Below are 22435 nucleotides of genomic sequence, written 5' to 3'. Positions count from 1 at the left end.
TATAATCACGTCCTTAAAGTTGAAGCTTTTTTCTTTAATTTATACAAATAATTTAAGGCCTCAATTGGTGTAATATTATCAATATCAATATTAATTATTTCTTCAATCAAAGAATCCTTTTCCATACTAAATATATCAATTTGAGTTGCGGCAGTTTCAACCGCAACTTCTATATTACCATTTTCAAGGCTGTTTAGAATATTCTTTGCATTATTTATAACAATATCAGGAAGCCCAGCAAGTTTAGATACTTGAATGCCATAACTTCTGTCAGCTGCACCCGGTATTATTTTTCTTAAGAATATTATATCATCATTTTTCTCTTCTACTGATATATTAAAATTTCTAACACCATCTAATTTGTCTTCTAACTTTGTAAGCTCATGATAATGTGTTGCAAACAATGTCTTTGCTTTGATTTTGTCATGAATATATTCTAATATTGCACAGGCTATACTCATACCATCATATGTACTTGTTCCACGGCCAACCTCATCAAGTATGATGAGGCTTTTTTCTGTTGCTGAACTTAATATATTTGAAACTTCACTCATTTCAACCATAAATGTACTTTGACCAGAAAACAAATCATCTGAGGCACCGACTCTCGTAAATATTCTATCGACAATTCCTATTTTAGCAAATGATGCCGGTACAAAACTACCTATTTGAGCCATCAATACTATAAGAGCTATCTGCCTCATATAAGTTGATTTTCCTGCCATATTAGGGCCTGTTATTATCATTATAGGCTTTTTCTCGTCTATTTCAATATCATTCGAGACAAAAGAATCATCCATTATAGTTTCTATAACCGGATGTCTTCCATCTTTTATAACAATTCTGTCGCTATTGTCAACAGTAGGTTTTACATAATTATTTGTTTCCGCAACATTAGATAAAGAAATAAGCACATCGAGAATTGCTATATTTTTAGCAGTTTTTTGTATTCTCTCAATCTCATTCTTAATTTTTTCTCTGATCTTATTAAATATCTCATATTCAAGGTCAATAAGTTTTGTCTCAGCACCAAGTATTTTTTCTTCTATTTCTTTTAGCTCTGGTGTAACATATCTTTCCGCATTTGCCAGAGTTTGTTTCCTTATATAGTTTTGTGGTACCATTGATATATATGATTTAGACACTTCTATATAGTAACCGAATACTTTGTTATATCCAACTTTTAAAGTTTTTATCCCAGTTTTTTCTTTCTCACTTGCCTCAAGATTTGTAATCCAAGCTTTACCTTCAGTTGAAGCTTTTCTCAGCTTATCTACATTTTCATCGTATCCGTCTTTTATTATGTTGCCTTCTTTAACAGATGTTGATGGATCATCTTTGATAGACTTATCTATTAACTCATAAATATCTTTTAAAATATCCAATTTTAAATAGATTTCTTTAAGACAAATTGTACTGTATTTACTAAGCAAATTTTTAATGGCAGGTAACTTCTCAATAGATATTTTAATAGATATCAAATCTTTTGCATTTATATTTTGATAAACAAGTTTACTTGCAAGCCTCTCAATGTCATAAATACCTCTCAAAACATCCTTTAGCTCTAATCTTCCATCATAATCTTTAAATAATTCTTCAACAGCATCAAGCCTTAATTTTATTTTATCAATGTTTATTAGGGGCTCTTCAAGCCACCTTTTTATCAACCTCCCACCCATAGGCGTTATTGTTTTGTCTAATACTCCAAGTAATGAACCGGTTTTAGAATTTGTTTTGTTTGATTGAAGAATCTCAAGATTTTTTATAGTATTACTATCAAGCATCATAAAGGATTTATCTTCATAATATGTAAGATTATTTATCTGATTCAATTGCACCTTCTGCAAATCCTCAAGATAAAGCAATAAATAGACTAATGAAGCATTAGCATGATTCTTGCCTAATAGACCTAATTCGTTTAAAGGTTTATTAAATTGGCGACATATGATTTCCTCAATTTCTTCATTTGTTTTATTAACATCATATTTATTTAAATAAATGTGATTACTCATAATTATCTTTATAAGTTTTGAATTATTAAAAAAATCTTGGTTTGCTATTATTTCAGAAGGATTATACCTCATTATTTCATCATATACTTTTCTTAAGTCACGACAGTTAGAAATTTCAGTTGTGAATAGGTCGCCTGTAGTAACATCAACAATCGATAATCCGTAATTGTCTTTATTTCGATAAACCGATAAAAGATAATTATTAGTCTTTTCGTCTATAGCACTTGTATTTATTACAGTACCTGGTGTATAGACTCTAATTACGTCTCTATCAACCAAACCTTTTGCAAGGGCGGGATCCTCTAATTGTTCACATATAGCTACTTTATATCCCTTTTTTACAAGCTTATCAATATAAAAATCAGCAGCATGAAATGGTACACCAGCCATAGGAGCCCTTTCATTCTGTCCACAATCTTTTCCGGTTAAAACTATTTCCAATTCTTTTGCTGCAATTGTTGCATCATCAAAAAACATCTCATAAAAATCGCCTATCCTAAAGAATAAGATAGAATCTTTATATCTTTCTTTTATTTTTAAATATTGTTCCATCATAGGGGTATATGCCATTAGTTATTTACCTCCAATTGTATGCAACTAAAATGTTAAATGCCTGTAAGCACTTAACGTTTATTACAATGTCTTTTACATCCTGAACAGGACTTGCTATTGCAATTTTCAGTAACACCATTAATGTAATAATTTAAAATCCCATGTATTTCATCTATTAATTTTTTAGCAGCTTCTTGCGCATTTATTAATTTCATATAACTATCCAGTTGTAATAATTCTTCATTTAACTTTTTAATTTTATCATTATTACTGACTTTTAATTTATTCATCTCAGAAATTATTGATTGGACCTTACTATCATTTAAAAAAATAGCCTCTGATTCCCTTAGATTCAATAAAATATCTGAATTTGCCAACAGTTCACCAAGTTCCTTTGTTTTATCAATGATAATATTTGTTTTAGAATTCATAGCAATTCACCTTGCATTGTCCATGCCTTTGTATCGGTAATTTTTACATCTGCAAATTTACCAATTAATTCTGGCTTAGCTTTAAAATGAACAATTTTATTAGTCCTTGTTCTTCCAGTTAATTTATCACTGTCTCTTTTACTTTTACCTTCAACAAGAACTTCGACTATTTTCCCATTCATTTCAGAATTTCTTTCTAAGCTTATACTGTTTTGCAAATTAATTAATCTTTCAAGTCTTTCATGTTTTACATTTTCTTCTACTTGATTTTCCATTTTCGCAGCAGGTGTACCAGTTCTTTTAGAATATATAAAGGTATATGCTGCATCATACCTTACTCTTTTTACTAGATCCAATGTTTCCTCGAAATCTTCCTCTGTTTCACCAGGGAATCCAACTATTATATCTGTAGTTATAGCACATTCAGGTACATTTTCTCTCAATTTATCAACTATTTCAAGGTATCTTTCTTTTGTATATTTCCTGTTCATTTTTTTAAGAATTCGGTTGCTTCCTGATTGTACTGGTAAATGCAAGTGCTCACATACCTTATCGAGGTCTTTCATCGCATAAATAAGTTTATCAGATATATCCTTTGGATGTGATGTCATAAATCTAATTCTTTTAATGCCATCAACATCATTTAACATATATAAAAGGTCAGCAAAATCCACTTTCTCTGATAAATCATTGCCATAGGAATTTACATTTTGTCCTAGCAATGTTATTTCTTTAAAACCTTCTTTTGCTAAGGATTTAACTTCATCTAAAATATCTTCTGGTTTTCTGCTTTTTTCCCTTCCCCTAACATAAGGTACAATGCAATAGGTGCAGAAATTGTTACATCCATATATTATGTTTACCCATGCTTTTAGCCCTTCAGCTCTTTGTATCGGTATATCTTCAACAATATTTTTATTGTCATCCCATATATCAATAATAGTTGTATCGGAATTTAATGATTCTAATAAAAGCTCTGGAAACTTAAATAAGTTATGTGTACCAAATACAATATCTACATATGGATAATTCTTTTTTATCTTTTCAACAATTTCTTTCTCTTGCATCATACATCCACATATTCCAAGTGTTATATTAGGCCTCCTTAGCTTTAGTTCTTTTAACTGTGATACCCTTCCAAATACTCTTATTTCGGCGTGCTCCCTTACACAGCATGTATTAAAGAGTATTACGTCAGCATCTTCAATATTATCTGTATTAATATATCCCATATCAGAAAGCATTCCTGCTAATTTTTCGGAATCATGGACATTCATCTGACAGCCGTATGTTTCTATATAAAATTTAGGACATCTATCTTTATTTAAATCCGCTATGCGGCAAATAATTTCTTTTTGTTTTTTAATATCTTCTTTAGATACTAAAACTTCTTTTCTTGTGCCCATTAAATGCATACCTCCAAAATAAAATCTCTATACAATTATATATTATATATCATTTTGCAGCAACAAAAAAAGGCCTAAGGCCATTTAATTTTCGATTACTCTCTTTAAAAGTTCAATAGATGCGTTAACATCGTTTATGTCAATTTCTTCAGAAATACTATGAACGTATCTTGTTGGAATGGATATTACGCCAGATGGAATACCGCCTTTTGTCATGTGTATAGATCCTGCATCTGTACCGCCTAATTCAAGTATCTCCATTTGATAAGGTATGCTATATTTTTTAGCTATATCTACCATAAATTCTTTTATTTTAGGATTGACAATAATCGATCTATCCTTGACTTTTATCGCAGCACCTTTCCCAAGTGAAACAACCGTGTTTTTAGATTTTGGCGTATCACCAGTAGATGTTACATCAACGGATATTGATAAATCTGGTTCAATATTATATGCCGCTGTAGTCGCTCCCCTTGCACCGACTTCTTCTTGCACAGTAAAAACAAAATATAATTCATTAACTGTCTTAATATCTTTAAGAGTCTCTAATGCTACATAACATCCGATCCTGTCATCAATTGCCTTTGAAAAGATTCTACTACCATTTGTAAAAAACTCTCCCTTAAATACTGCACTATCACCGACTTTAACGAACTTCTCAGCATCTTCCCTACTTTCTGCACCTATATCTATGTACAAATTGTCAAATTTTATATCTTTTTTATCATCTAAGTGTTCGATACCGACTATTCCATTGAAGCCATTATAAAATTCTACTCTTTTATATAAACAATTTTCTACTTTAATACTACCTATTGGAACAAATCTTAGAAAACCATTTTCATCAATATGTGTTATTAATAATCCTAATTCATCTGAATGGGCAGTAATCATGATTTTCTTTCCGCCACCATTTTTTTTGCATATCATGTTTCCAATATTATCAAAATATATTTCATCGCAGTAATTTTTTGCTTCTTCCTTAATATGTTCCAAAACATTTTTTTCATTACCCGATGGTCCATATGATTGCGTTAATTTTTTTAGTAAATCTAAGTCGATGCTCATAGCAATGCCTCCCTTTCAATATTTTTTATTATGGAATCGATAAGCTTTATTGTATTTGTATAATCATCTAAGTACGCGACCGAGTTAAATGAATGTATATACCTGCATGGTATCGAAATAGCAATAGTTTTAATTCCACCCTTTGTTAAATGAATTTTCCCGGCATCATTACCACCCGATGCTATTCGTCTAAACTGGTGTGGGATACCGTTCTCATCTGCTATTTTAACTACTTTATCAACTAATTCTTTATTATATAAAGATGTCCTATCCATTAAAGATATCGCTGGCCCTCTTCCAAGCTCTGTTGATACAAGATATGGAACAGAATCCGCAACATCTGCAGCAACAGTTCCCTCAACAACTATAGCAAAATCTGGTCCTATATTATATGCTGCAACGCCTGCACCACGCAATCCTACTTCCTCCTGTACCGTAAATGCTGCATATATTGGGTATTCATAATTATTTTTTAATATATCTATTAATACACCGCATCCTATTCTATCATCAAGTGCTTTAGCCTTTACGAAGCCATTTCCAAGCATATCGAAATTTGTATCAAAATGTACATAATCACCTATTGATACATATTTAAGCGCATCATCTTTAGAAATAGCTCCAATATCGATATATAAATCATCGTAGTCAAGTGGTCTTTTTTGCTCATTTTTCTTTTGCAAATGTATTGGCTTCGCACCAATCACGCCATTTATTTTATATTTTCCGACTCTAACTGTCTTTGCAACAAGAACTCTTTTATCAATGCCACCAACCGGTGAAAATTTTAGTGTGCCATCATCATTGATTGATTTAACCATTAGACCTACTTCATCCATATGTGCTGCTAACATTATTTTATTATTCTTTTTCCCATTTTTATATGCTATTAAATTACCTATTTTATCTACATAAACATCATCAACATATGGTTTAACAATGCTCTTTATTTTCTCTCTTATTTCGCCTTCATTTCCAGAAGTGCTCATGATCTCTGTCAGTTCTTTTAATAGCATAAATATTCCTCCAGTTCTAAAGGAAGATTTGAGATATAGTATGCAAGGAGTTTTCCAGAATATAGGACGTCTTTCATACTTATTGTTTCTACAGATGTATGCATATACCTTAATGGTATAGACACAAGACCTGTTGGAACACCTGAAGTAGATATTTGAATTGCCCAAGCATCTGTACCAGAATTCCCTGGCAGTGGTTCAACTTGATATGGCATATTATAAGCCTTTGCTGACTCTATAAGGCCATCAAATATAATTGGGTGTATATTTGGACCTTTTCCAATAGCAGGGCCCTTAGAAAGCTCTAAATCTAAATTTAATCCATGTGCATTACCATGCGTCACATCTATAGCTATGGCCAAATCAGGTTTGACATTATATGCACTTGTAGCTGCACCCCTCATACCCAATTCCTCTTGTGTCGTTGCAACAGCATAAACATCATGATAGTGATATAATTTTTTGAGTTCTTCTAAGCAAACAGCCATAACAACTATACCAGCTCTATCATCTATGGCTTTACATGATACACAATCATTTAAAAGCTCATTAAAATTTCTATGTACAGTTACAGGATCACCTATGTTTATAATATCTTTAGCTTCCTTTTGATTTAATCCTACATCGATATACATATCATCTATTTTTATTGATTTATCGGATTCAGATTTACTTAATAAATGTGGTGGCTTTGAACCAATAACTCCGATTATATCACGTTTAGAATGTACTATTACCTCTTGAGATGGTAATGTTCTTTGGTCGAAACCACCAACAGTCGTGAATTTGATAAATCCATTCTTATCTATATCCTTTACTAAAAGTCCAATTTCATCCATATGTGCTGCTAACATAACTTTATATTTGCTACCTGTTCCTTTTTTTACACAAATTAAATTTCCAAAGCGATCTTCTTTAATATCATCAGATATATTTTGAAAGTTTTCTTTGATAAGATTTGAAACTGTGCTTTCATATCCTGATATTCCAAAACTTTCTGTTAAGACTTTCAAAAAATTTTTATAGTTCATTTTTTACCTCCTCCCACATAAACATATTATATAGCAAATTTCAATATGAATCTATTTATTTTTCAATTTTTTATAGAAAAAAGTTTTTACTGGCTCGAAATTATACTTATATGGGAATATTATCTGCTCAGTGCTGCCAACAAAGAAAACACCTTCGTCTGAAAGACTTAAATTGATCTTTTTATAAATATCATCCTTTGCTTTATCATTAAAATAAATTAATACATTTCTACAGATAATTAAGTCAAAGTTTTCGGGGTATTTATCAATTAGCAAATCATGTTTTTTAAAATTAATATTTTTTCTTAATTCCTCAGAAATTATATATGTATTTTCACCGTGTTTAGAAAAATACTTATAAAAATATTCTTTCGGAATTTTCTCAACACTCTTCTTATTATATATACCCTTTTTTGCTTTTTCAAGAACGCTTTCATCTATATCCGTAGCTAAAATAAATACTTGACTTAAATCAATAAATTCAGATAATATCATTGCTAAGCTGTATGGCTCCTCACCTGTTGAGCATGCAGCGCTCCAGATTCTCATGTTCTTTTTAATAAGTTTAGGCAAAATCTCCAATTTAAGTATATTCCATTGTTCTATATTTCTAAAAAACTCTGTAACATTTATGGTGATATATTTTAAAAATTCATTATATAATCTCTTATCGATAGTTAATTTATAAAAAAATTCATCATAATTTTTACAATTGTTACTTGCTATTAACGAATCTATCCTTCTTTTCATTTGCTTTTCCTTATATAAGGATAGATCTATTCCTGTCAATTTATAAATTTTTATTATAAATTCATCGTAATTCGTAATTTGTTCACCTCCATATTTATACATCAAGATTAAAAAAAGTGGCTAAACTTAGCCACTTAAATGATGTAAAGGGGGTCTCAATGTATTTGTGAGGTTCATTAATATTATTGACCTAACAAATATTAAATATACATAAATACATTTAATATTTACATATTAACTACTTTTACAGGCTGCTCAAATACCCCTCTTTTTACTTCTGTAGCAGTCATGTTCTTAGCTTTTAACATCTTCGTCAGATAATTACATGCATTCCATGGATTAACATTATTCCCACAGGTAAAAACATCTACGGCTGCATAGCCCAATTCCGGCCAAGTATGAATAGTTATATGTGATTCGGAAATAACTACAACACCACTAACGCCCTGGGGGCTGAATTTATGGAAAGCAACTTCACGAACCTCGGCACCTGCTTCTATAGCTGCTTTTACCATTATGTCTTCTATTAATTCACAATCATCAAGAACATTTTCATCGCAACCATAAATTTCTGCCAAAATATGACGTCCCAAAGCATTCATTCTATAATCTTGCCTCCTCGTTTTTTAAAGTACGGATATTCAATAAAATAAATTTTATCAGATTTTTGACTTTTGTCAAGGTATTTCACATGACACTAAAAAATTATTCAATTCTGTCTTTTATTGATACATTTAACTCTTCACTTTTTAATTCATATACTTCGTTGTTTTTATCAACTTCTTTTAAACTTATTTTTTTGTTATCATAGTCAACATCTAATATTTCTACTATTATTTCAGTACCTTCACTATATTCTTTTATCTTTCTTATTAAGTTGGATTTGTGTAATAAACCTTCAATTCCTGGTTCAATTTCAACAAAAACACCAAATGTAGTGATACTTACAATCTTCCCTTTAATTATGTCGCCTATCTTATATTTTCCACTAATAATAGACCATGGCTCTGGTATAAGGTTTCTTAGACTCAATGTTATTCTATCTTTATCCTTGTCTACATTAACGACGTATACATTCACCATATCCCCTACTTTTAGTACTTCACTGATGTCTTTAATTCTTCCCCATGATATTTCGCTTATTGGTATTAATCCATCAACACCACCTACGTCTATAAATGCGCCGAATTTAGTAATGTTTTTTACAGTTCCTTCAATTATCTGTCCTTCCTTAATTTGACTAAACAAGTCTTCTTTCTTTCTCATGTTTTCTTCTTCTAATACTGCTTTTTGTGATGCCACTAATTTTTTATGTGGTATATGTTCTATAATCTTTACTCTGACATCCTTCCCTACATAATCATTTAAATCTTTTATATATTGTACGTCGAGCAAAGATGCGGGTATAAAAGCTTTAACACCCAATACATCGGCAATAACTCCGCCTTTAACAACTTCTATTACTTTACCGTTTATTATATAGCCATTTTTATATGCAGCATCAAGCTTTTCATTTGCCATTTCGATATCTGCTTTAACTTTTGATGCTACGACATTGCCATTTTCATCTTCTCTTTTAATTATATACAAATCAATTTCATCGCCTTCTTTGAAGCTATTGTAAATATTAATATTCGGATCCAGAGACAATTGATCTTTAGATATATAAGCGTCAGATTTATATCCTATGTCTGCTATTACACCATCATCTAATAATTTTATGATTTTACCTTTAACAATATCACCCGAATGAATTAAATTAAAATTATATTCATCCATAAAATTACTCATTACTATCTTCCTTTCTTGTTCCCATAATTTTTTTTATTACTTCTTCTATCAGATAATCAGGTGTTGAAGCACCTGCAGTAATACCGACAATATCAACATCTCTAAATGTATTTATGTCTATCTCACCAGCGCTTTCTATTTGAATTGTATTCTTACAATTACTTTCGCATATTTTTTTTAATTTTTGAGTATTTGAGCTATTTTTCCCACCAATCACTATCATTATATCAACTTCTTTTGATAGTTCTTCAGCTGATTTTTGTCTTTTATGTGTCGCATCACAAATGGTATTAAACGATATCAGTTCATCAACTTTTTTATTTAATATATCTAAAATATCATCCCACATCTCCTGGGTGATTGTTGTTTGTGCAACAACACAAGCTTTATTTAAATGCGGCAATATTTTTGCATCATCAACTGACTTAACTACAAATGCGGAATCATTACACCACCCATTGACACCAATAACTTCCGGATGATTTTTATCACCAATTATAATAATACAATACCCCTTTTTATAATACCCATTGACTATCTTTTGAACTCTTTTAACAAATGGACATGTCATATCTATCAATTCAATCTTTTTTTCCTTCAAATTATTATATATTTTTTCAGATATTCCATGGGTCCTTATGATAATTCTATCATTTTTAGTCAAATTCTCAATTTTTTTTATACTTTTAATACCTTTACCTTCTAGATCGCTTACAACTTGGGGATTGTGTATTAAATCACCATATGTGTAAGTGTTTTTACCGTCCTTGTTATTTAATTGATCATAAGCTTTTTCAACAGCCCTTTTTACGCCAAAACAAAATCCAGCATTATTTGCAACTAAAATTTTCATTATTGCCTCCTAAATCAATTTTGAGATTTCCATCATAATTTTCTCACCTATATTTGTCATATCCTGTGATGTTAGATGTGAACTTTTATATTCATAAAAATAAATTGGTTTACCTATCTTTATTGTTATTTTTGAAAATAATCTATAATTCGACTTAATCCCAACAGGCAAAACAGGAGCTGAACCTTTAACTGAAAGAAGTGATACACCAGGTTCCGCTTTTTGTAATTTACCCGTTTTACTTCTAGTACCCTCAGGAAATATACCAATAGCATGTCCTTTTTTTAGATGCTTTAATGCTGTTTTTATAGCAGTTAAATCTGAAGTTCCTCTTTTTACAGGAAATGCACCTAACCCCTTACTCAATATAAAACTAAATAGAGGATTTTTAAAAAGTTCAACTTTTGCCATAAAGTATATTCTTCTATTGAATAAAGCCCCGATTATAGGTGGGTCAAGAAAGCTTATGTGATTAGGACATATTATTAAAGGACCAGATTTAGGAACATTCTCATATCCCTCGATATGAATTCTAAAAATTATTCTTATAATAAATAATACAATGTATTTCGCTAAATAATAGAACATCACTTTTCCCCCTTTTACTTTTTAGCGATAATACCGTATAATTTATCGACAACTTCATCAATTGACATATATGATGTATCTATTACTATCGCATCTTCAGATATTTTTAATGGTGCAACATCTCGCTCCATATCAATTTTATCTCTTCTTTTAATGTCACATAATATATCTTCAAATTTTACATCAATATTCTTTTCTTTCAACTCATCATAACGACGTTTTGCTCTTATTTCGTCACTTGCTGTTAAATAAAATTTAAACTGGGCATCGGGCATGACAACTGTCGTTATGTCTCTGCCATCCATAATAACATTACTAGTTTGTGACATACTTTTTTGTAGCTGCACCATTATGTCTCTTACTTCAGGAATTTTTGATATAAGTGATACCTTTTCAGTAACATCTTGATTGCGTATCATATCTGTAACATTTATATTATTCAAAAAAATTTTATCGCCTTTTAATTTTAGATCACATTTCTTCGCTAAATCAATGATTTTATCCTTATCATTTATATCGATGCAATCTTTCAAAATTTTATATGTTAAGGCCCTGTACATTGCACCTGTATCTATATATGTAAACCTAAGTTTTTCAGCAAGCTTTTTTGCAACGGTACTTTTGCCAGCGCCAGCCGGACCATCTATGGCCACTTTTATTGTCATATCTTCACCACCTTATGCTATATCAGGCCGCAATGATTTTGCATCTTTTAAATATACATGTTTAACCATTTTTTCTTTGTCACAATCAACCAACACCATAACCCTAATACATTTTTTTAAACTCCCATTAACATCCATTTCCTGAAAACACATCATTGGAACATTTGTAATGCCATAATATCTTAAAGCCTCAGCAGGATACGCACTGTTTAAGTCTTTTGTTGCGCTAAATATTATTGATATAACGTCCGTCAAATCAATTGCATTATTGTTAAAAATTTCTTTTATAAGGTATATAGTATCTCTAAAGATGTCCTCTTTTGTATTTTCAGTAGTAATCGCACCTCTTATTGCTTTAATAAGACATTCTCCTTTCAGTAACTCTTTTAAACTATTATATAGTAAAATTATTATTATAACAATATCATTTTAGTTTAACTCGTCCTACTATTTCTATATTACCATTTACTTTTATTACAGCAGTTTTCTGTGGTTCTATTACATTATCACTTGTATCAGATACTTTCACGTATAAATTTTGTTTATATTTTGTTCCATCAATTTCTATCAGCTCATCCGATTTAACTATTATATCTACAGATCTGTTTTTAAAATTATACTTAGGATCGCCGTTAACGAGCACATAAGCATCTTGTGCTCTATCCTTGCCAACGAGCTCGAGCCTTACTGTTCCCTTTTTCGATAAATATGTATTGATATTTATACCTTCTATTTTCTCCGTTGAATTTAGAAAAACCCTTATATTGTCATTTAGCATTGACACTTGTAAAATGATCATAACAAAAAAGCCAGCAACTACAAATAAACCTACAATGTTTTCGAAACTTATGTAAAATACAGTACTTGATTTTTTAACTCTCTTTCCCATAATTATCCTCCTTATGCATTCTTATATATTTTATGCATAAAATTAAAAAAAATGCGAAAGGAGTATTTAGGAGTTGAGACCTGCTAAATATCCTGTTGAAAAAGCTATTTGGAGATTAAACCCGCCTGTTAAGGCATCAACATCAATAATCTCGCCGGAAAAAAATAGTCCCTTTATTAATTTTGATTCCATTGTTTTCGGATTTATTTCTTTTGTGCTTACACCACCTGAAGTTATAATGGCTTCTTTTATTGGCCTTGTCGATCTTATGTGAAGTGTAAATTCTTTTAACAAACGTATTAGATTATTTCTTTCAGATTTTGTAACTTCAGACGTCTTTTTATCTGGACTTATTCCACTCATTTTGATAATATGTGGGATCATAGACTGTGGCAATAAGTCATTTAGAGAGTTTTTAAACTCTTTCTTCGAGTATTTTGTAAAATCCCTCAACATTCTATCATCGAGTTTTTCAAAACTTAAGGCAGGCTTTAAATCAATTTTAATTATGATACTTTTGTCAATATAATCCTTAATAAAACTACTAAGTGTTAATATAACAGGTCCAGATATACCAAAGTGTGTAAACATCATTTCTCCGAATTCTTCTTTTATTAATTTATTATTGATATATGCCCCAGCATTTATATTCTTAAGCGATAAACCCATCATACTGCTGACATCTTCTTCGGTAACAAGTGGTACCAATGATGGTTTTAATTCAATTATTGTATGACCTAATTTCTTTGCTAAATCATATCCATCTCCTGTAGATCCTGTTAAAGGATATGATAAACCTCCTGTTGACAGGATTATGCTATCGCAATATTTTTTTTCACCGTTGACTACTATTCCGATCACATTTTTGCCATCAGATAAAATTTCGGTAACTCTCGAATTATAATATATATTTACATTATTTTGTCTTAGCATTTTTATAAAAAAATTCAAAACATCATTTGACTTGTCTGAAGCAGGAAAAACCCTACCGCCTCTTTCAACTTTTGTATTTAAACCATTCTTATTAAGAAAATTAATTAGGTCTGTATTAGAAAATTTATTAAATGCACTATAGAGAAATTTACCATTTCTCGGTGTATTATCGACAAATTCTTTTATAGAAGCTACATTAGTTATATTACATCTACCTTTACCTGTAATCAATAGTTTTTTTCCGGGTATATCATTTCTTTCAAATATACAAACTTCGTTTCCTATGCTGGAACTAGCTAAAGCTGCCATCATTCCAGCTGGGCCACAGCCGATAACAAAAACTTTTTTCAATTATTTTCGCTCCTTAAATGGCATGTATCATTTAATAACACTAAAACCGCATTACCATCATCTTTTATGTCTACTATATTTAATGCAGTATTATCCTGTCTTATTTTAGGATAATAGCTTAAATCTAAACCTAATAATCCCAAAATAAGCGATTTTATGGAAGTACCGTGTGAGACAATTAATATATTTTTATTTTTGTATTTTTCTATTAATTTATACGTACCATTCAATATTCTATTTTGGACATCTTTTAGTGTTTCAGCACCTTCAATTATGGCTTTTACAGGATTTGTTCTCCATAGGTCATAAATGTCTTTATAAAGATTTTGTATTTCATTTACTGTTAGTCCTTCCCACACGCCAAATGCTATTTCCCTTAATTCTGGTAGTTTCTTTACATCTAAATTTAATTCATTTGCTATTATAGATGCTGTCAAATAAGCTCTTTTTAAATCACTTGAATAAATTGCGTCTATCTTCTCTGTTCTTAATCTTTTTGATAGCATTCGAGCTTGCATTAATCCCATTTCAGTTAATTCTATATCGCTTGAACCCTGTATCTTGTTTAAGGCATTCCAAGTGCTTTCACCATGTCTTACTATATATAAACGTGTTGGCATATAAATCCCCCATTTAGTATTATATATTATATATCTTTGAAAAAACATTAAATTTTCATTGACTTATTTATTTTAACACATAAAAAAATGCCTTCAATAAAGGCATTTTTTTCATATCCAGCCTCTCATTTTCATTGCCTCATAAATTGAAACATATGAAGCAGACCTCATATTAATTTTATATTCTTTAGATATTTCAAATGCATTTGGCATCAATTGCTTTTGTTCTATCTCCACACCTAAAAGACCACAACCATGCTATTGTAAGAGGATTTAAACACTCTTCAGTCAAAATTATACCACCTTAAATTTTTAAACTGTTTTAGATAAGTAGATACCATATTCATCCCAAATACTCTCTAATTTTTCAAATGTATCGGTTATTTTTTCCTTTTCTTTTATACCGACAGATACAATAAGCGCATTTACTAAACTTAATGGTGCAACTAATGAATCAACAAATGATGCCATATTGCTCTTTGATAGTAACACTTCATCTGCAACAGTTGTAAGTGGTGATATTAAACTATCTGTTATTGTTACTATTTTAGCCTTTTGTGATTTAGCATATTTCAGTACCTCAATTGTTCTTTTTGAATATCTTGGAAAGCCTATACCGATAACAAGGTCATCCGAACTAACCCTGAGCATTTGCTCAAAAACATCAGAAATACCAGGTTTTACTACTGTCACATTTTCAAGTATTAAATTTAAATAAAAGCCTAAATATTCAGCTATTGCTGTAGAACTTCTAAAACCTATTATATAGATTTTTTTAGCTTGGAATATGCTATCTACAACTTTCTTAAATGAGTTTTTATCTAATTCTTCTATTGTTTCTCTTATATTTTCTATGTCAGATTTAAGTACATTATTTAATATAGATATTTCATCTGTTTCATCTGTCATTTCAAGTCTTTGTACAGTTGTTAGCTTATTTTTTATTAACTCCTGCAACGCACTTTGAAGTTCTGGATAGCCGTCATAACCTAGTGTATTAGCAAATCTAACGACTGTTGATTCACTAATGTTTATACTACTTCCTAGTTTTGCCGCAGTCATAAAAGCAGCCTTATCATAGTGATTTATTATATACTCTGCTATAATCTTTTGACTTTTACTTAATTGCGTATAATTATCTTGTATTCTCTTTATAAGATCTTCCGTTTTATCCATTTTATCCATCGTTTAAATCCTTTCTTTATCTTTTATTAATTTATAACCTTCATTAAGAGCATTTTCATTTAATTCCTCTGTACCTGCTGGAACCCTCTCAAGTACAGCCCTTAAAAGAGATTTCTTAGAAACTACATTTGTTAATTCTGCTATAACGCCAAGTGATACTATATTAGCGACAAATGCTCTTCCAAGGATTTTTTGTGCTGTTTCTATTATAGGTAAAGAATAAATAATATTAGTTTCATCAGCATGTTTGAATATTGAATTATCTATGATTATGATACCATTATTTTTTAAATCCTTTCTATATTTGTCATATGCTTTTTGAGATAATGAAAGCAATATATCAGGGTTTAGTACTTTTGGATATTTTATTGAATTATTGCTAATTATTACTTCAGATTTACTTGCACCTCCTCTCGCTTCAGGGCCATAAGATTGGGTCTGAATACAATTTTTTCCGTCTAACATTGCAGCTTCAGCTAAAATTATTCCAGCAAGTATCAAACCTTGCCCACCATAACCTCCTAACCTCAATTCTATTTTATCTTTCATTTATAATTCACCTTCAAACTGTTTATTAATTCTTGGTAGTTGTCTGTAAACTCTGGTTCATTTATATTTAAAAATTCCCCTATAATAAATTTATCTGAAAGTTCCCTTTTTGACATTTTATTCGCCTGATTAATTGTTATAGCATGTTCTTTTTGCCACTCTAACATTTTTCGAGCATCGCCTTTTTTATTTTTTCTTCCATAATATGTCGGACAAATACTAATAGCTTCAACAAAAGAAAATCCCTTATGAAGGATTCCATTTTCAATCAGTTTAACTAACTGCAAAGTATGGTAAGCTGTACCTCTTGCAACATATGTTGCACCTGCAGCTATTGCAAGCTTACACATATCAAAATCTCTGTCTAAATTTCCGTATGGTGCGGTTGTTGCCCTATCCATTGTAGGTGTAGTTGGAGAATATTGACCACCTGTCATACCATATATGCTATTATTAAACATAATTGTAGTTAAATCTATGTTTCTTCTGCACGCATGTATGAAATGATTTCCACCTATAGCAGCACAGTCACCATCACCTGTTATAACAATGACTGTAAGTTCTGGATTTGCTACTTTTATACCAGTCGCGAATGCTAATGCCCTTCCGTGTGTAGTATGAAGTGTGTCAAAATTTAAATATCCTGATGCCCTTGAGGAACAACCTATTCCAGAAACTATACAAACCTTATCTTGGTTTAATTTTAAGTTGTCTATTGCTCTAATAATTGCAGATGTTATAATGCCATTACTACAACCCGGGCACCATATATTTGGCAATGTGTCTATTCTATAATACTTTTCAATAAGTTTAGATGCCATTACAAAGACTCCTTTATGCTATCCACGATAAATTGTGGAGTAAAATATTCACCATTAACCTTATTAATCTTGTTTATCTTTACATCTTTATTAACCAGTCTATCAATTTCTAAGAATAATTGGCCTGAATTCATTTCCACAACAAAAATGTATCTAAATTTATTGCATATTTCTTTAAAGCTTTTATCTGGAAATGGCCAAATAGTTATTGGTCTAAATAAAGATGCGTTTATGCCATTCATTTTTAGAATATCTATTGCTTCTTCACAAGCTCTTGCGGATGAACCGAAAGATACTATAAGAATATCACTATTTTCTATATTTTTTATTTCATATAAGCATATATCATCTTTATTATTTTCTATCTTTCCAATTAACCTTGACATAAGTTTCTCAGTTACATCTGTACTATTTGTTGGAAATCCCCTTTCATCATGTGAAAGCCCTGTCACATGAAATCTATATCCATTGCCAAAGGGTGCAAGTGGAACCACACCATCAAGTATATTTCTATATGGTAAATAGTCTTTTTTATCTGGTATTTCTCTTTTATATATAAAAATATCTTTATCCTCTTCTATATGTACTTTTTCTCTAAGATGTCCTATAACTTCATCCATTAATAAAATTACTGGAGTTCTGTATTTTTCAGATAAGTTGAAGGCCTTTATTGTAACTTCATAAGCTTCTCTTACAGATGACGGTGATAGAACAATTATAGGATGATCTCCATGGGTACCCCATCTCGATTGCATAACATCACCTTGTGATGGCGATGTAGGCATTCCTGTACTTGGTCCGCTCCTTTGTACATCGACAATAACGCAAGGTATTTCAGCCATTGATGCAAAACCGATATTTTCCTGTTTTAGAGAAAATCCCGGACCTGACGTTGCTGTCATTGCCTTGATTCCAGTAAGTGAGGCTCCTATTACGGCAGCCATACTTCCTAATTCATCTTCCATCTGTATAAACTTACCACCTATTAATGGTAGCTTTTCGGCACATAATTCGGCAATTTCAGTTGAAGGCGTTATAGGATACCCAGCATAAAATTTTAAACCCGCTTTTATGGCACCATTGACAACTGCTTCATTTCCTTGCATCAATTTTAACGCCATCATCCATCACCTCTAAGTATATTGCGTAATCAGGACATCTTAATTCACATAAACCACATGCTGTACATTTTAAAGGATTGATTAATAAAACTTTATCGTTTTTTATCTCAAGAACTTTGGCAGGGCAAAATTCAACACATATCCCACACCCTTTACACCAATCACTATTGATTACAAGCTTTTTATTTTTATTCAATATATCACCTTCCATTATTATTTCTATATATATTATTCGATACACATTTTAAAAATCCTGCTAAAAATGAATAAAAAATATCATGAATCTTTATGACACAAATCTTGCATCATAATACAATTTTAAATGCTGATATCCCAATTTTTTAAAGTCTCAATTAAGTCATATCTAGTTAAATCAAAATGAATTGGCGTTATTGAAATATAACCATTTTTAACAGATATAATATCACTACCTTCATTATTTACATCTTGTGATATTTTACCAGCAAGCCAGTAATATTCTTTACCACGTGGATCTACTCTTTTTGTAAAATTTTCTACGTAGCTTCTTCTCCCAAGGGTCGTTATTTTTACTCCCTTATATTTTATATTCATTTTTGGTATATTTACATTCAGAAGTGTGTTTTCAGGTAAACCATTATATATTATATTATCTATAAGATTTTCTATAAAAGAAAAAATAAAATTATTTAAATCTGCACCAGCTTCTAAAGATACCGCAATAGAAGGATAATCATTAATTGCTCCTTCTATTGCCGCAGAAACCGTCCCAGAATAAAGTATATCCGTTCCAAGATTAAATCCATCATTTATTCCAGATATAATTATACCAGGTTTTTCCTTTGATACTACATCTATTCCTAATTTTACACAATCAGATGGTGTTCCATTTACATGGTAAACTTCTAAATTATTTTCTTTTATAATATTTTTAAGTCTTAATGGTTTATGCAATGTAATGGCATGTCCGACAGCGCTTCTTTCTCTATCAGGTGCCACTACTATAACTTTATAATTTTCTTTTAATCTTGACGCTAATTTGTTAATACCTGGTGCAAGTACTCCATCATCATTTGTTAGCAATATATTCATATATATCCTCCCAAAATATTCTCATCTATATTTTGAATAATTAATTTGATTTTAATATAAAATTTATATATAAGCAAGGAGTGATAGTGTGATACAAATTGACGATGCGGGTAGTGGAAGCTTAGTAGGAGGTACCTGCATTGGTATTATTAGAATTGAAACAGATGAATATCATTATGATATAATTCCACTTGACTATTATACAGAAGAAAAATTTAATAAAAAACAGTATTTAAATAAAGCTACTGAAATTGCTATTAGGTTTTTAAAAGAAATGAAGGTTGACAAAAGTGAAGAGATAAACGTATGTAGAGGATATATGTTTGACAATTTAAGGGAATACCTAAAAACCAATGGTTATAATTATAAAAGTGTGAAGATACTAAATCCTCTCCAAGATAAAATAGAAAAATCGTTTGAAAAATATGCATTATCATTAGGATTGCCAAAAAGATTTTTATGTTATACAAAATATCCATTTCATTTTCACAAATTATTAAGGTGGGTATACGCTGATTATGATAACAGATATAAATTATGCAAAACTGGTTGGAAAAGTTTTATAAAATATAGTTCACTTAAAATTGAAGAATCTTATTCTATACTTGATAAGGAGAAAAATTATTGTTGTCCAAGATGCGGAAAAAAGATAGATTTAGGACCAGTTAAAGTAATTAAATTTATAAGCAATCATTTGAATACTATTTATTTGCATGTAAATTGTTAAGATACCGTGTAACCCACGGTATCTTGACTTGTATATAATTTTCTTATTTAATTAGGATCAACGGGTGGGCAATTTGATGGTATACATATCTGTTGTCCTGGATAAATTAAATTTGGATTGGGAATGTGTGGATTTGCTTTAATGAGGCATTCAAGTGGTATACCATACATATTGGCGATAGTCCACATTGAATCACCAGGTTTTACTATATATATTGTCTTACATCGACTAACTGGCGGACAAAATGCTGGTATGCAAATTTGTTGTCCTGGGTAAATTAGATTTGGATTAGGTATTTGTGGATTCGCTTTAATAAGACAATCAAGTGGTATGCCAAACATATAGGCTATAGTCCACATTGAATCACCAGGTTTTACTATATATATTGTTCTACATTGTACTGGGTAGCATTGTGAGTCATACATTACAAAAACCCCCTTTCAGTTTTCTATTACATGTTATGAATAATATAAAATTATGTTACAATAGGAATGATTTTTGTTTATTGAAAATTTGATATAAAAAATACTATAGATATTTGAATCTATAGTATCTTTTAAAATTAAACTGGATATGTTTCATCATCCATATTCACAAGGCTAGAATCAATTTTATATTTTTTAGCTCTTCTATATTCGAAAAACTTTATTGCGACCTGTGGAAATAGTGCGTATGATAGTACATCCTCTTCCTGCTCATAATACTCTTTCATTTCATTTCTTATATTTTCGAGCTGAGGTGTTAATAAATTTGCTGGCCTTTCAATAATAACATCTTCGTCTCCAATAATCATTTTTCGTATCTTATCGGAAATCGGCGCAGGTGGTTTACCATAAAGCCCTTTAACATAATCTTTTATCTCTTTAGGAACTATTTTGTACTTTTCACCTGTTATGACATTTAAGACCGCTTGAGTTCCAACCATTTGACTCATTGGTGTAACTAGAGGAGGATATCCTAAATCTTCTCTAACACATGGAACTTCTTTTAATACTTCATTATATTTATATAAGGCATTCTGTTGTTTTAATTGTGATATTAAATTTGACAACATACCACCTGGAATTTGATAGTGTAGTACGTCAGTATCGACACCCATAAGCAATGACAAATCATTCCCTTTTGTATGATTAGATTTTACTTTCTTAAAGTAATCCGCTATTTCAGATAGCAAGCGAAGGTCTAGCTCTGTGTCATATTCAGTATTTTGTAAAACAGCCACTATGGTTTCAGTAGCTGGTTGAGAAGTTCCCAATGCTAATGGAGAAATGGCTGTGTCTACTACGTCAACACCTGCTTCGATAGCTTTTAAATATGTCATAGCTGCCATTCCAGCAGTATAGTGACTATGCAATTGTAATGGGATATGTATTGTACTTTTAAGTGCTTTTACCAAATCGTAAGCAGTGTATGGGGTTAAAATGCCTGACATATCCTTTATGCATATTGAATCAGCACCCATATCTTGAAATGACTTAGCGACTTTTAAATAATGTTCAATGTTATGTACTGGACTTATTGTATATACAATAGCAGCTTGCGCATGTGCACCAGCCTTCTTTGTAGCTTTTATAGCTGTTTCAAGATTTCTAACATCGTTTAATGCATCAAATATCCTAATAATATCGACTCCATTTTCAACCGATTTCATCACAAATTCTGTAACTACGTCATCGGGATAATGTTTATACCCTAATATATTTTGACCCCTTAAAAGCATTTGTATCGGTGTTTTTTTTATTACCTTTTTTAGCGCTCTTAATCTTTCCCAAGGATCTTCATCGAGAAACCTCATACATGCGTCAAAAGTAGCTCCACCCCATGCTTCAAGTGAATAATATCCAACTTCATCAAGCTTTTCAGCGATTGGTAGCATTTCGTCTGTTGTCATCCTTGTTGCGAGAAGTGATTGATGTGCGTCTCTTAATACGGTTTCAGTTATTTTTATTTTAGACATAAAAAATTCCTCCTCATTATATATTATACTATTATTGTAATAAAAATA

The 22435-nt window shown here is 30.7% G+C and carries 25 protein-coding genes; 1 reads left to right on the top strand and 24 read right to left on the bottom strand.

Going from position 1 to position 22435, the window contains the following annotated elements:
* Positions 1-5 precede the first annotated feature (5 nt).
* The 22 genes from mutS to surE form a co-directional block, all read right to left on the bottom strand.
* The gene (mutS, locus tag CPG45_RS15740; protein WP_096233087.1) at positions 6-2582 is read right to left on the bottom strand and encodes a DNA mismatch repair protein MutS; all 2577 of its coding nucleotides are present in this window, start codon (positions 2580-2582) and stop codon (positions 6-8) included.
* Positions 2583-2635: 53 nt separating this feature from the next.
* Entirely contained in the window at positions 2636-2995 is a 360-nt protein-coding gene (locus CPG45_RS15735) for a YlbF/YmcA family competence regulator (protein ID WP_096233085.1), read from the bottom strand.
* Positions 2992-4401: a tRNA (N6-isopentenyl adenosine(37)-C2)-methylthiotransferase MiaB gene (gene miaB, locus CPG45_RS15730; protein ID WP_096233083.1), complete on the bottom strand. Its 1410-nt coding sequence runs from the start codon at positions 4399-4401 to the stop codon at positions 2992-2994. Before miaB ends, CPG45_RS15735 begins: the two co-directional genes overlap by 4 nt.
* Positions 4402-4485: 84 nt before the next feature.
* Positions 4486-5469 carry a M42 family metallopeptidase gene (locus CPG45_RS15725; RefSeq protein WP_096233081.1) on the bottom strand — a complete coding sequence of 328 codons (984 nt, stop codon included), beginning with the start codon at positions 5467-5469 and terminating at the stop codon, positions 4486-4488.
* On the bottom strand, positions 5466-6485 hold the full coding sequence (locus CPG45_RS15720) for a M42 family metallopeptidase (RefSeq protein WP_096233079.1): 1020 nt from the start codon (positions 6483-6485) through the stop codon (positions 5466-5468). The genes CPG45_RS15725 and CPG45_RS15720 overlap by 4 nt, the downstream gene beginning before the upstream one ends.
* Positions 6476-7516: a M42 family metallopeptidase gene (locus tag CPG45_RS15715; RefSeq protein WP_096233077.1), complete on the bottom strand. Its 1041-nt coding sequence runs from the start codon at positions 7514-7516 to the stop codon at positions 6476-6478. The genes CPG45_RS15720 and CPG45_RS15715 overlap by 10 nt, the downstream gene beginning before the upstream one ends.
* Before the next feature lie 51 nt (positions 7517-7567).
* Positions 7568-8344 (bottom strand): CheR family methyltransferase, encoded by a 777-nt coding sequence (locus CPG45_RS15710; RefSeq protein ID WP_284697569.1) that lies wholly within the window; start codon positions 8342-8344, stop codon positions 7568-7570.
* 149 nt (positions 8345-8493) lie between these two features.
* Positions 8494-8868, bottom strand: coding sequence for an adenosylmethionine decarboxylase (gene speD, locus CPG45_RS15705; RefSeq protein WP_013297845.1), 375 nt, complete (start codon positions 8866-8868; stop codon positions 8494-8496).
* Positions 8869-8971: 103 nt separating this feature from the next.
* Positions 8972-10057 carry a 30S ribosomal protein S1 gene (locus CPG45_RS15700; protein ID WP_096233073.1) on the bottom strand — a complete coding sequence of 362 codons (1086 nt, stop codon included), beginning with the start codon at positions 10055-10057 and terminating at the stop codon, positions 8972-8974.
* Positions 10050-10910 carry a 4-hydroxy-3-methylbut-2-enyl diphosphate reductase gene (locus CPG45_RS15695; protein ID WP_096233071.1) on the bottom strand — a complete coding sequence of 287 codons (861 nt, stop codon included), beginning with the start codon at positions 10908-10910 and terminating at the stop codon, positions 10050-10052. The genes CPG45_RS15700 and CPG45_RS15695 overlap by 8 nt, the downstream gene beginning before the upstream one ends.
* 9 nt (positions 10911-10919) lie before the next feature.
* Positions 10920-11498 carry a lysophospholipid acyltransferase family protein gene (locus CPG45_RS15690; protein ID WP_096233069.1) on the bottom strand — a complete coding sequence of 193 codons (579 nt, stop codon included), beginning with the start codon at positions 11496-11498 and terminating at the stop codon, positions 10920-10922.
* Between the two features lie 14 nt (positions 11499-11512).
* Positions 11513-12163 (bottom strand): (d)CMP kinase, encoded by a 651-nt coding sequence (cmk, locus tag CPG45_RS15685; protein WP_096233067.1) that lies wholly within the window; start codon positions 12161-12163, stop codon positions 11513-11515.
* Positions 12164-12175: 12 nt separating this feature from the next.
* Positions 12176-12514, bottom strand: a complete 339-nt coding sequence (gene aroH, locus CPG45_RS15680) for a chorismate mutase (RefSeq protein WP_255405185.1) — start codon at positions 12512-12514, stop codon at positions 12176-12178.
* Positions 12515-12587: 73 nt separating this feature from the next.
* Positions 12588-13052 (bottom strand): hypothetical protein, encoded by a 465-nt coding sequence (locus tag CPG45_RS15675; protein ID WP_096233063.1) that lies wholly within the window; start codon positions 13050-13052, stop codon positions 12588-12590.
* 66 nt (positions 13053-13118) lie between these two features.
* Complete coding sequence (locus CPG45_RS15670) at positions 13119-14336, bottom strand: BaiN/RdsA family NAD(P)/FAD-dependent oxidoreductase (RefSeq protein ID WP_096233061.1); 1218 nt, start codon at positions 14334-14336, stop codon at positions 13119-13121.
* Positions 14333-14956, bottom strand: a complete 624-nt coding sequence (locus tag CPG45_RS15665; RefSeq protein WP_096233059.1) for a histidine phosphatase family protein — start codon at positions 14954-14956, stop codon at positions 14333-14335. The genes CPG45_RS15670 and CPG45_RS15665 overlap by 4 nt, the downstream gene beginning before the upstream one ends.
* A gap of 312 nt (positions 14957-15268) precedes the next feature.
* Entirely contained in the window at positions 15269-16132 is an 864-nt protein-coding gene (locus CPG45_RS15660; protein WP_096233671.1) for a MurR/RpiR family transcriptional regulator, read from the bottom strand.
* A 12-nt stretch (positions 16133-16144) separates the two neighbouring features.
* Positions 16145-16690, bottom strand: coding sequence for a 2-oxoacid:acceptor oxidoreductase family protein (locus CPG45_RS15655; RefSeq protein WP_096233057.1), 546 nt, complete (start codon positions 16688-16690; stop codon positions 16145-16147).
* Entirely contained in the window at positions 16687-17511 is an 825-nt protein-coding gene (locus CPG45_RS15650) for a 2-oxoacid:ferredoxin oxidoreductase subunit beta (RefSeq protein ID WP_096233055.1), read from the bottom strand. The genes CPG45_RS15655 and CPG45_RS15650 overlap by 4 nt, the downstream gene beginning before the upstream one ends.
* Positions 17511-18635, bottom strand: a complete 1125-nt coding sequence (locus tag CPG45_RS15645; protein ID WP_096233053.1) for a 2-oxoacid:acceptor oxidoreductase subunit alpha — start codon at positions 18633-18635, stop codon at positions 17511-17513. Before CPG45_RS15645 ends, CPG45_RS15650 begins: the two co-directional genes overlap by 1 nt.
* Positions 18604-18828, bottom strand: a complete 225-nt coding sequence (locus CPG45_RS15640; protein ID WP_096233669.1) for a 4Fe-4S dicluster domain-containing protein — start codon at positions 18826-18828, stop codon at positions 18604-18606. The genes CPG45_RS15645 and CPG45_RS15640 overlap by 32 nt, the downstream gene beginning before the upstream one ends.
* Before the next feature lie 122 nt (positions 18829-18950).
* Positions 18951-19703, bottom strand: a complete 753-nt coding sequence (surE, locus tag CPG45_RS15635) for a 5'/3'-nucleotidase SurE (protein WP_096233051.1) — start codon at positions 19701-19703, stop codon at positions 18951-18953.
* Positions 19704-19791: 88 nt separating this feature from the next.
* Here surE and CPG45_RS15630 point away from each other — a divergent pair, with 88 nt between their 5' ends.
* A complete protein-coding gene (locus CPG45_RS15630) occupies positions 19792-20430 on the top strand; it encodes a hypothetical protein (RefSeq protein ID WP_096233049.1) in 639 nt (212 codons plus the stop codon).
* Positions 20431-20477: 47 nt separating this feature from the next.
* On the opposite strand, the gene safA is transcribed toward CPG45_RS15630, so the two are convergent.
* Together safA and CPG45_RS15620 are read right to left on the bottom strand one after the other, a co-directional pair.
* Positions 20478-20855 (bottom strand): SafA/ExsA family spore coat assembly protein, encoded by a 378-nt coding sequence (safA, locus tag CPG45_RS15625; RefSeq protein WP_096233047.1) that lies wholly within the window; start codon positions 20853-20855, stop codon positions 20478-20480.
* Positions 20856-20992: 137 nt separating this feature from the next.
* Positions 20993-22387, bottom strand: a complete 1395-nt coding sequence (locus CPG45_RS15620; RefSeq protein WP_096233045.1) for an oxaloacetate decarboxylase subunit alpha — start codon at positions 22385-22387, stop codon at positions 20993-20995.
* Between the last annotated feature and the right edge of the window lie 48 nt (positions 22388-22435).

The sequence above is a fragment of the Thermoanaerobacterium sp. RBIITD genome, from assembly GCF_900205865.1.
GTDB lineage: Bacteria > Bacillota > Thermoanaerobacteria > Thermoanaerobacterales > Thermoanaerobacteraceae > Thermoanaerobacterium.
Note: the sequence above shows the minus strand (reverse complement) of the source record. Positions and strands in the feature narration are given on the sequence as shown.

Coding starts and splice junctions, on each gene's coding strand:
- mutS (WP_096233087.1), bottom strand. CDS start 2,582: ATGGCATATACCCCTATGATGGAACAATATTTAAAAATAAAAGAAAGA.
- CPG45_RS15735 (WP_096233085.1), bottom strand. CDS start 2,995: ATGAATTCTAAAACAAATATTATCATTGATAAAACAAAGGAACTTGGT.
- miaB (WP_096233083.1), bottom strand. CDS start 4,401: ATGGGCACAAGAAAAGAAGTTTTAGTATCTAAAGAAGATATTAAAAAA.
- CPG45_RS15725 (WP_096233081.1), bottom strand. CDS start 5,469: ATGAGCATCGACTTAGATTTACTAAAAAAATTAACGCAATCATATGGA.
- CPG45_RS15720 (WP_096233079.1), bottom strand. CDS start 6,485: ATGCTATTAAAAGAACTGACAGAGATCATGAGCACTTCTGGAAATGAA.
- CPG45_RS15715 (WP_096233077.1), bottom strand. CDS start 7,516: ATGAACTATAAAAATTTTTTGAAAGTCTTAACAGAAAGTTTTGGAATA.
- speD (WP_013297845.1), bottom strand. CDS start 8,868: ATGAATGCTTTGGGACGTCATATTTTGGCAGAAATTTATGGTTGCGAT.
- CPG45_RS15700 (WP_096233073.1), bottom strand. CDS start 10,057: ATGAGTAATTTTATGGATGAATATAATTTTAATTTAATTCATTCGGGT.
- CPG45_RS15695 (WP_096233071.1), bottom strand. CDS start 10,910: ATGAAAATTTTAGTTGCAAATAATGCTGGATTTTGTTTTGGCGTAAAA.
- CPG45_RS15690 (WP_096233069.1), bottom strand. CDS start 11,498: ATGTTCTATTATTTAGCGAAATACATTGTATTATTTATTATAAGAATA.
- cmk (WP_096233067.1), bottom strand. CDS start 12,163: ATGACAATAAAAGTGGCCATAGATGGTCCGGCTGGCGCTGGCAAAAGT.
- CPG45_RS15675 (WP_096233063.1), bottom strand. CDS start 13,052: ATGGGAAAGAGAGTTAAAAAATCAAGTACTGTATTTTACATAAGTTTC.
- CPG45_RS15665 (WP_096233059.1), bottom strand. CDS start 14,956: ATGCCAACACGTTTATATATAGTAAGACATGGTGAAAGCACTTGGAAT.
- CPG45_RS15660 (WP_096233671.1), bottom strand. CDS start 16,132: ATGGATAAAACGGAAGATCTTATAAAGAGAATACAAGATAATTATACG.
- CPG45_RS15655 (WP_096233057.1), bottom strand. CDS start 16,690: ATGAAAGATAAAATAGAATTGAGGTTAGGAGGTTATGGTGGGCAAGGT.
- CPG45_RS15650 (WP_096233055.1), bottom strand. CDS start 17,511: ATGGCATCTAAACTTATTGAAAAGTATTATAGAATAGACACATTGCCA.
- CPG45_RS15645 (WP_096233053.1), bottom strand. CDS start 18,635: ATGATGGCGTTAAAATTGATGCAAGGAAATGAAGCAGTTGTCAATGGT.
- surE (WP_096233051.1), bottom strand. CDS start 19,703: ATGAATATATTGCTAACAAATGATGATGGAGTACTTGCACCAGGTATT.
- safA (WP_096233047.1), bottom strand. CDS start 20,855: ATGTATGACTCACAATGCTACCCAGTACAATGTAGAACAATATATATA.
- CPG45_RS15620 (WP_096233045.1), bottom strand. CDS start 22,387: ATGTCTAAAATAAAAATAACTGAAACCGTATTAAGAGACGCACATCAA.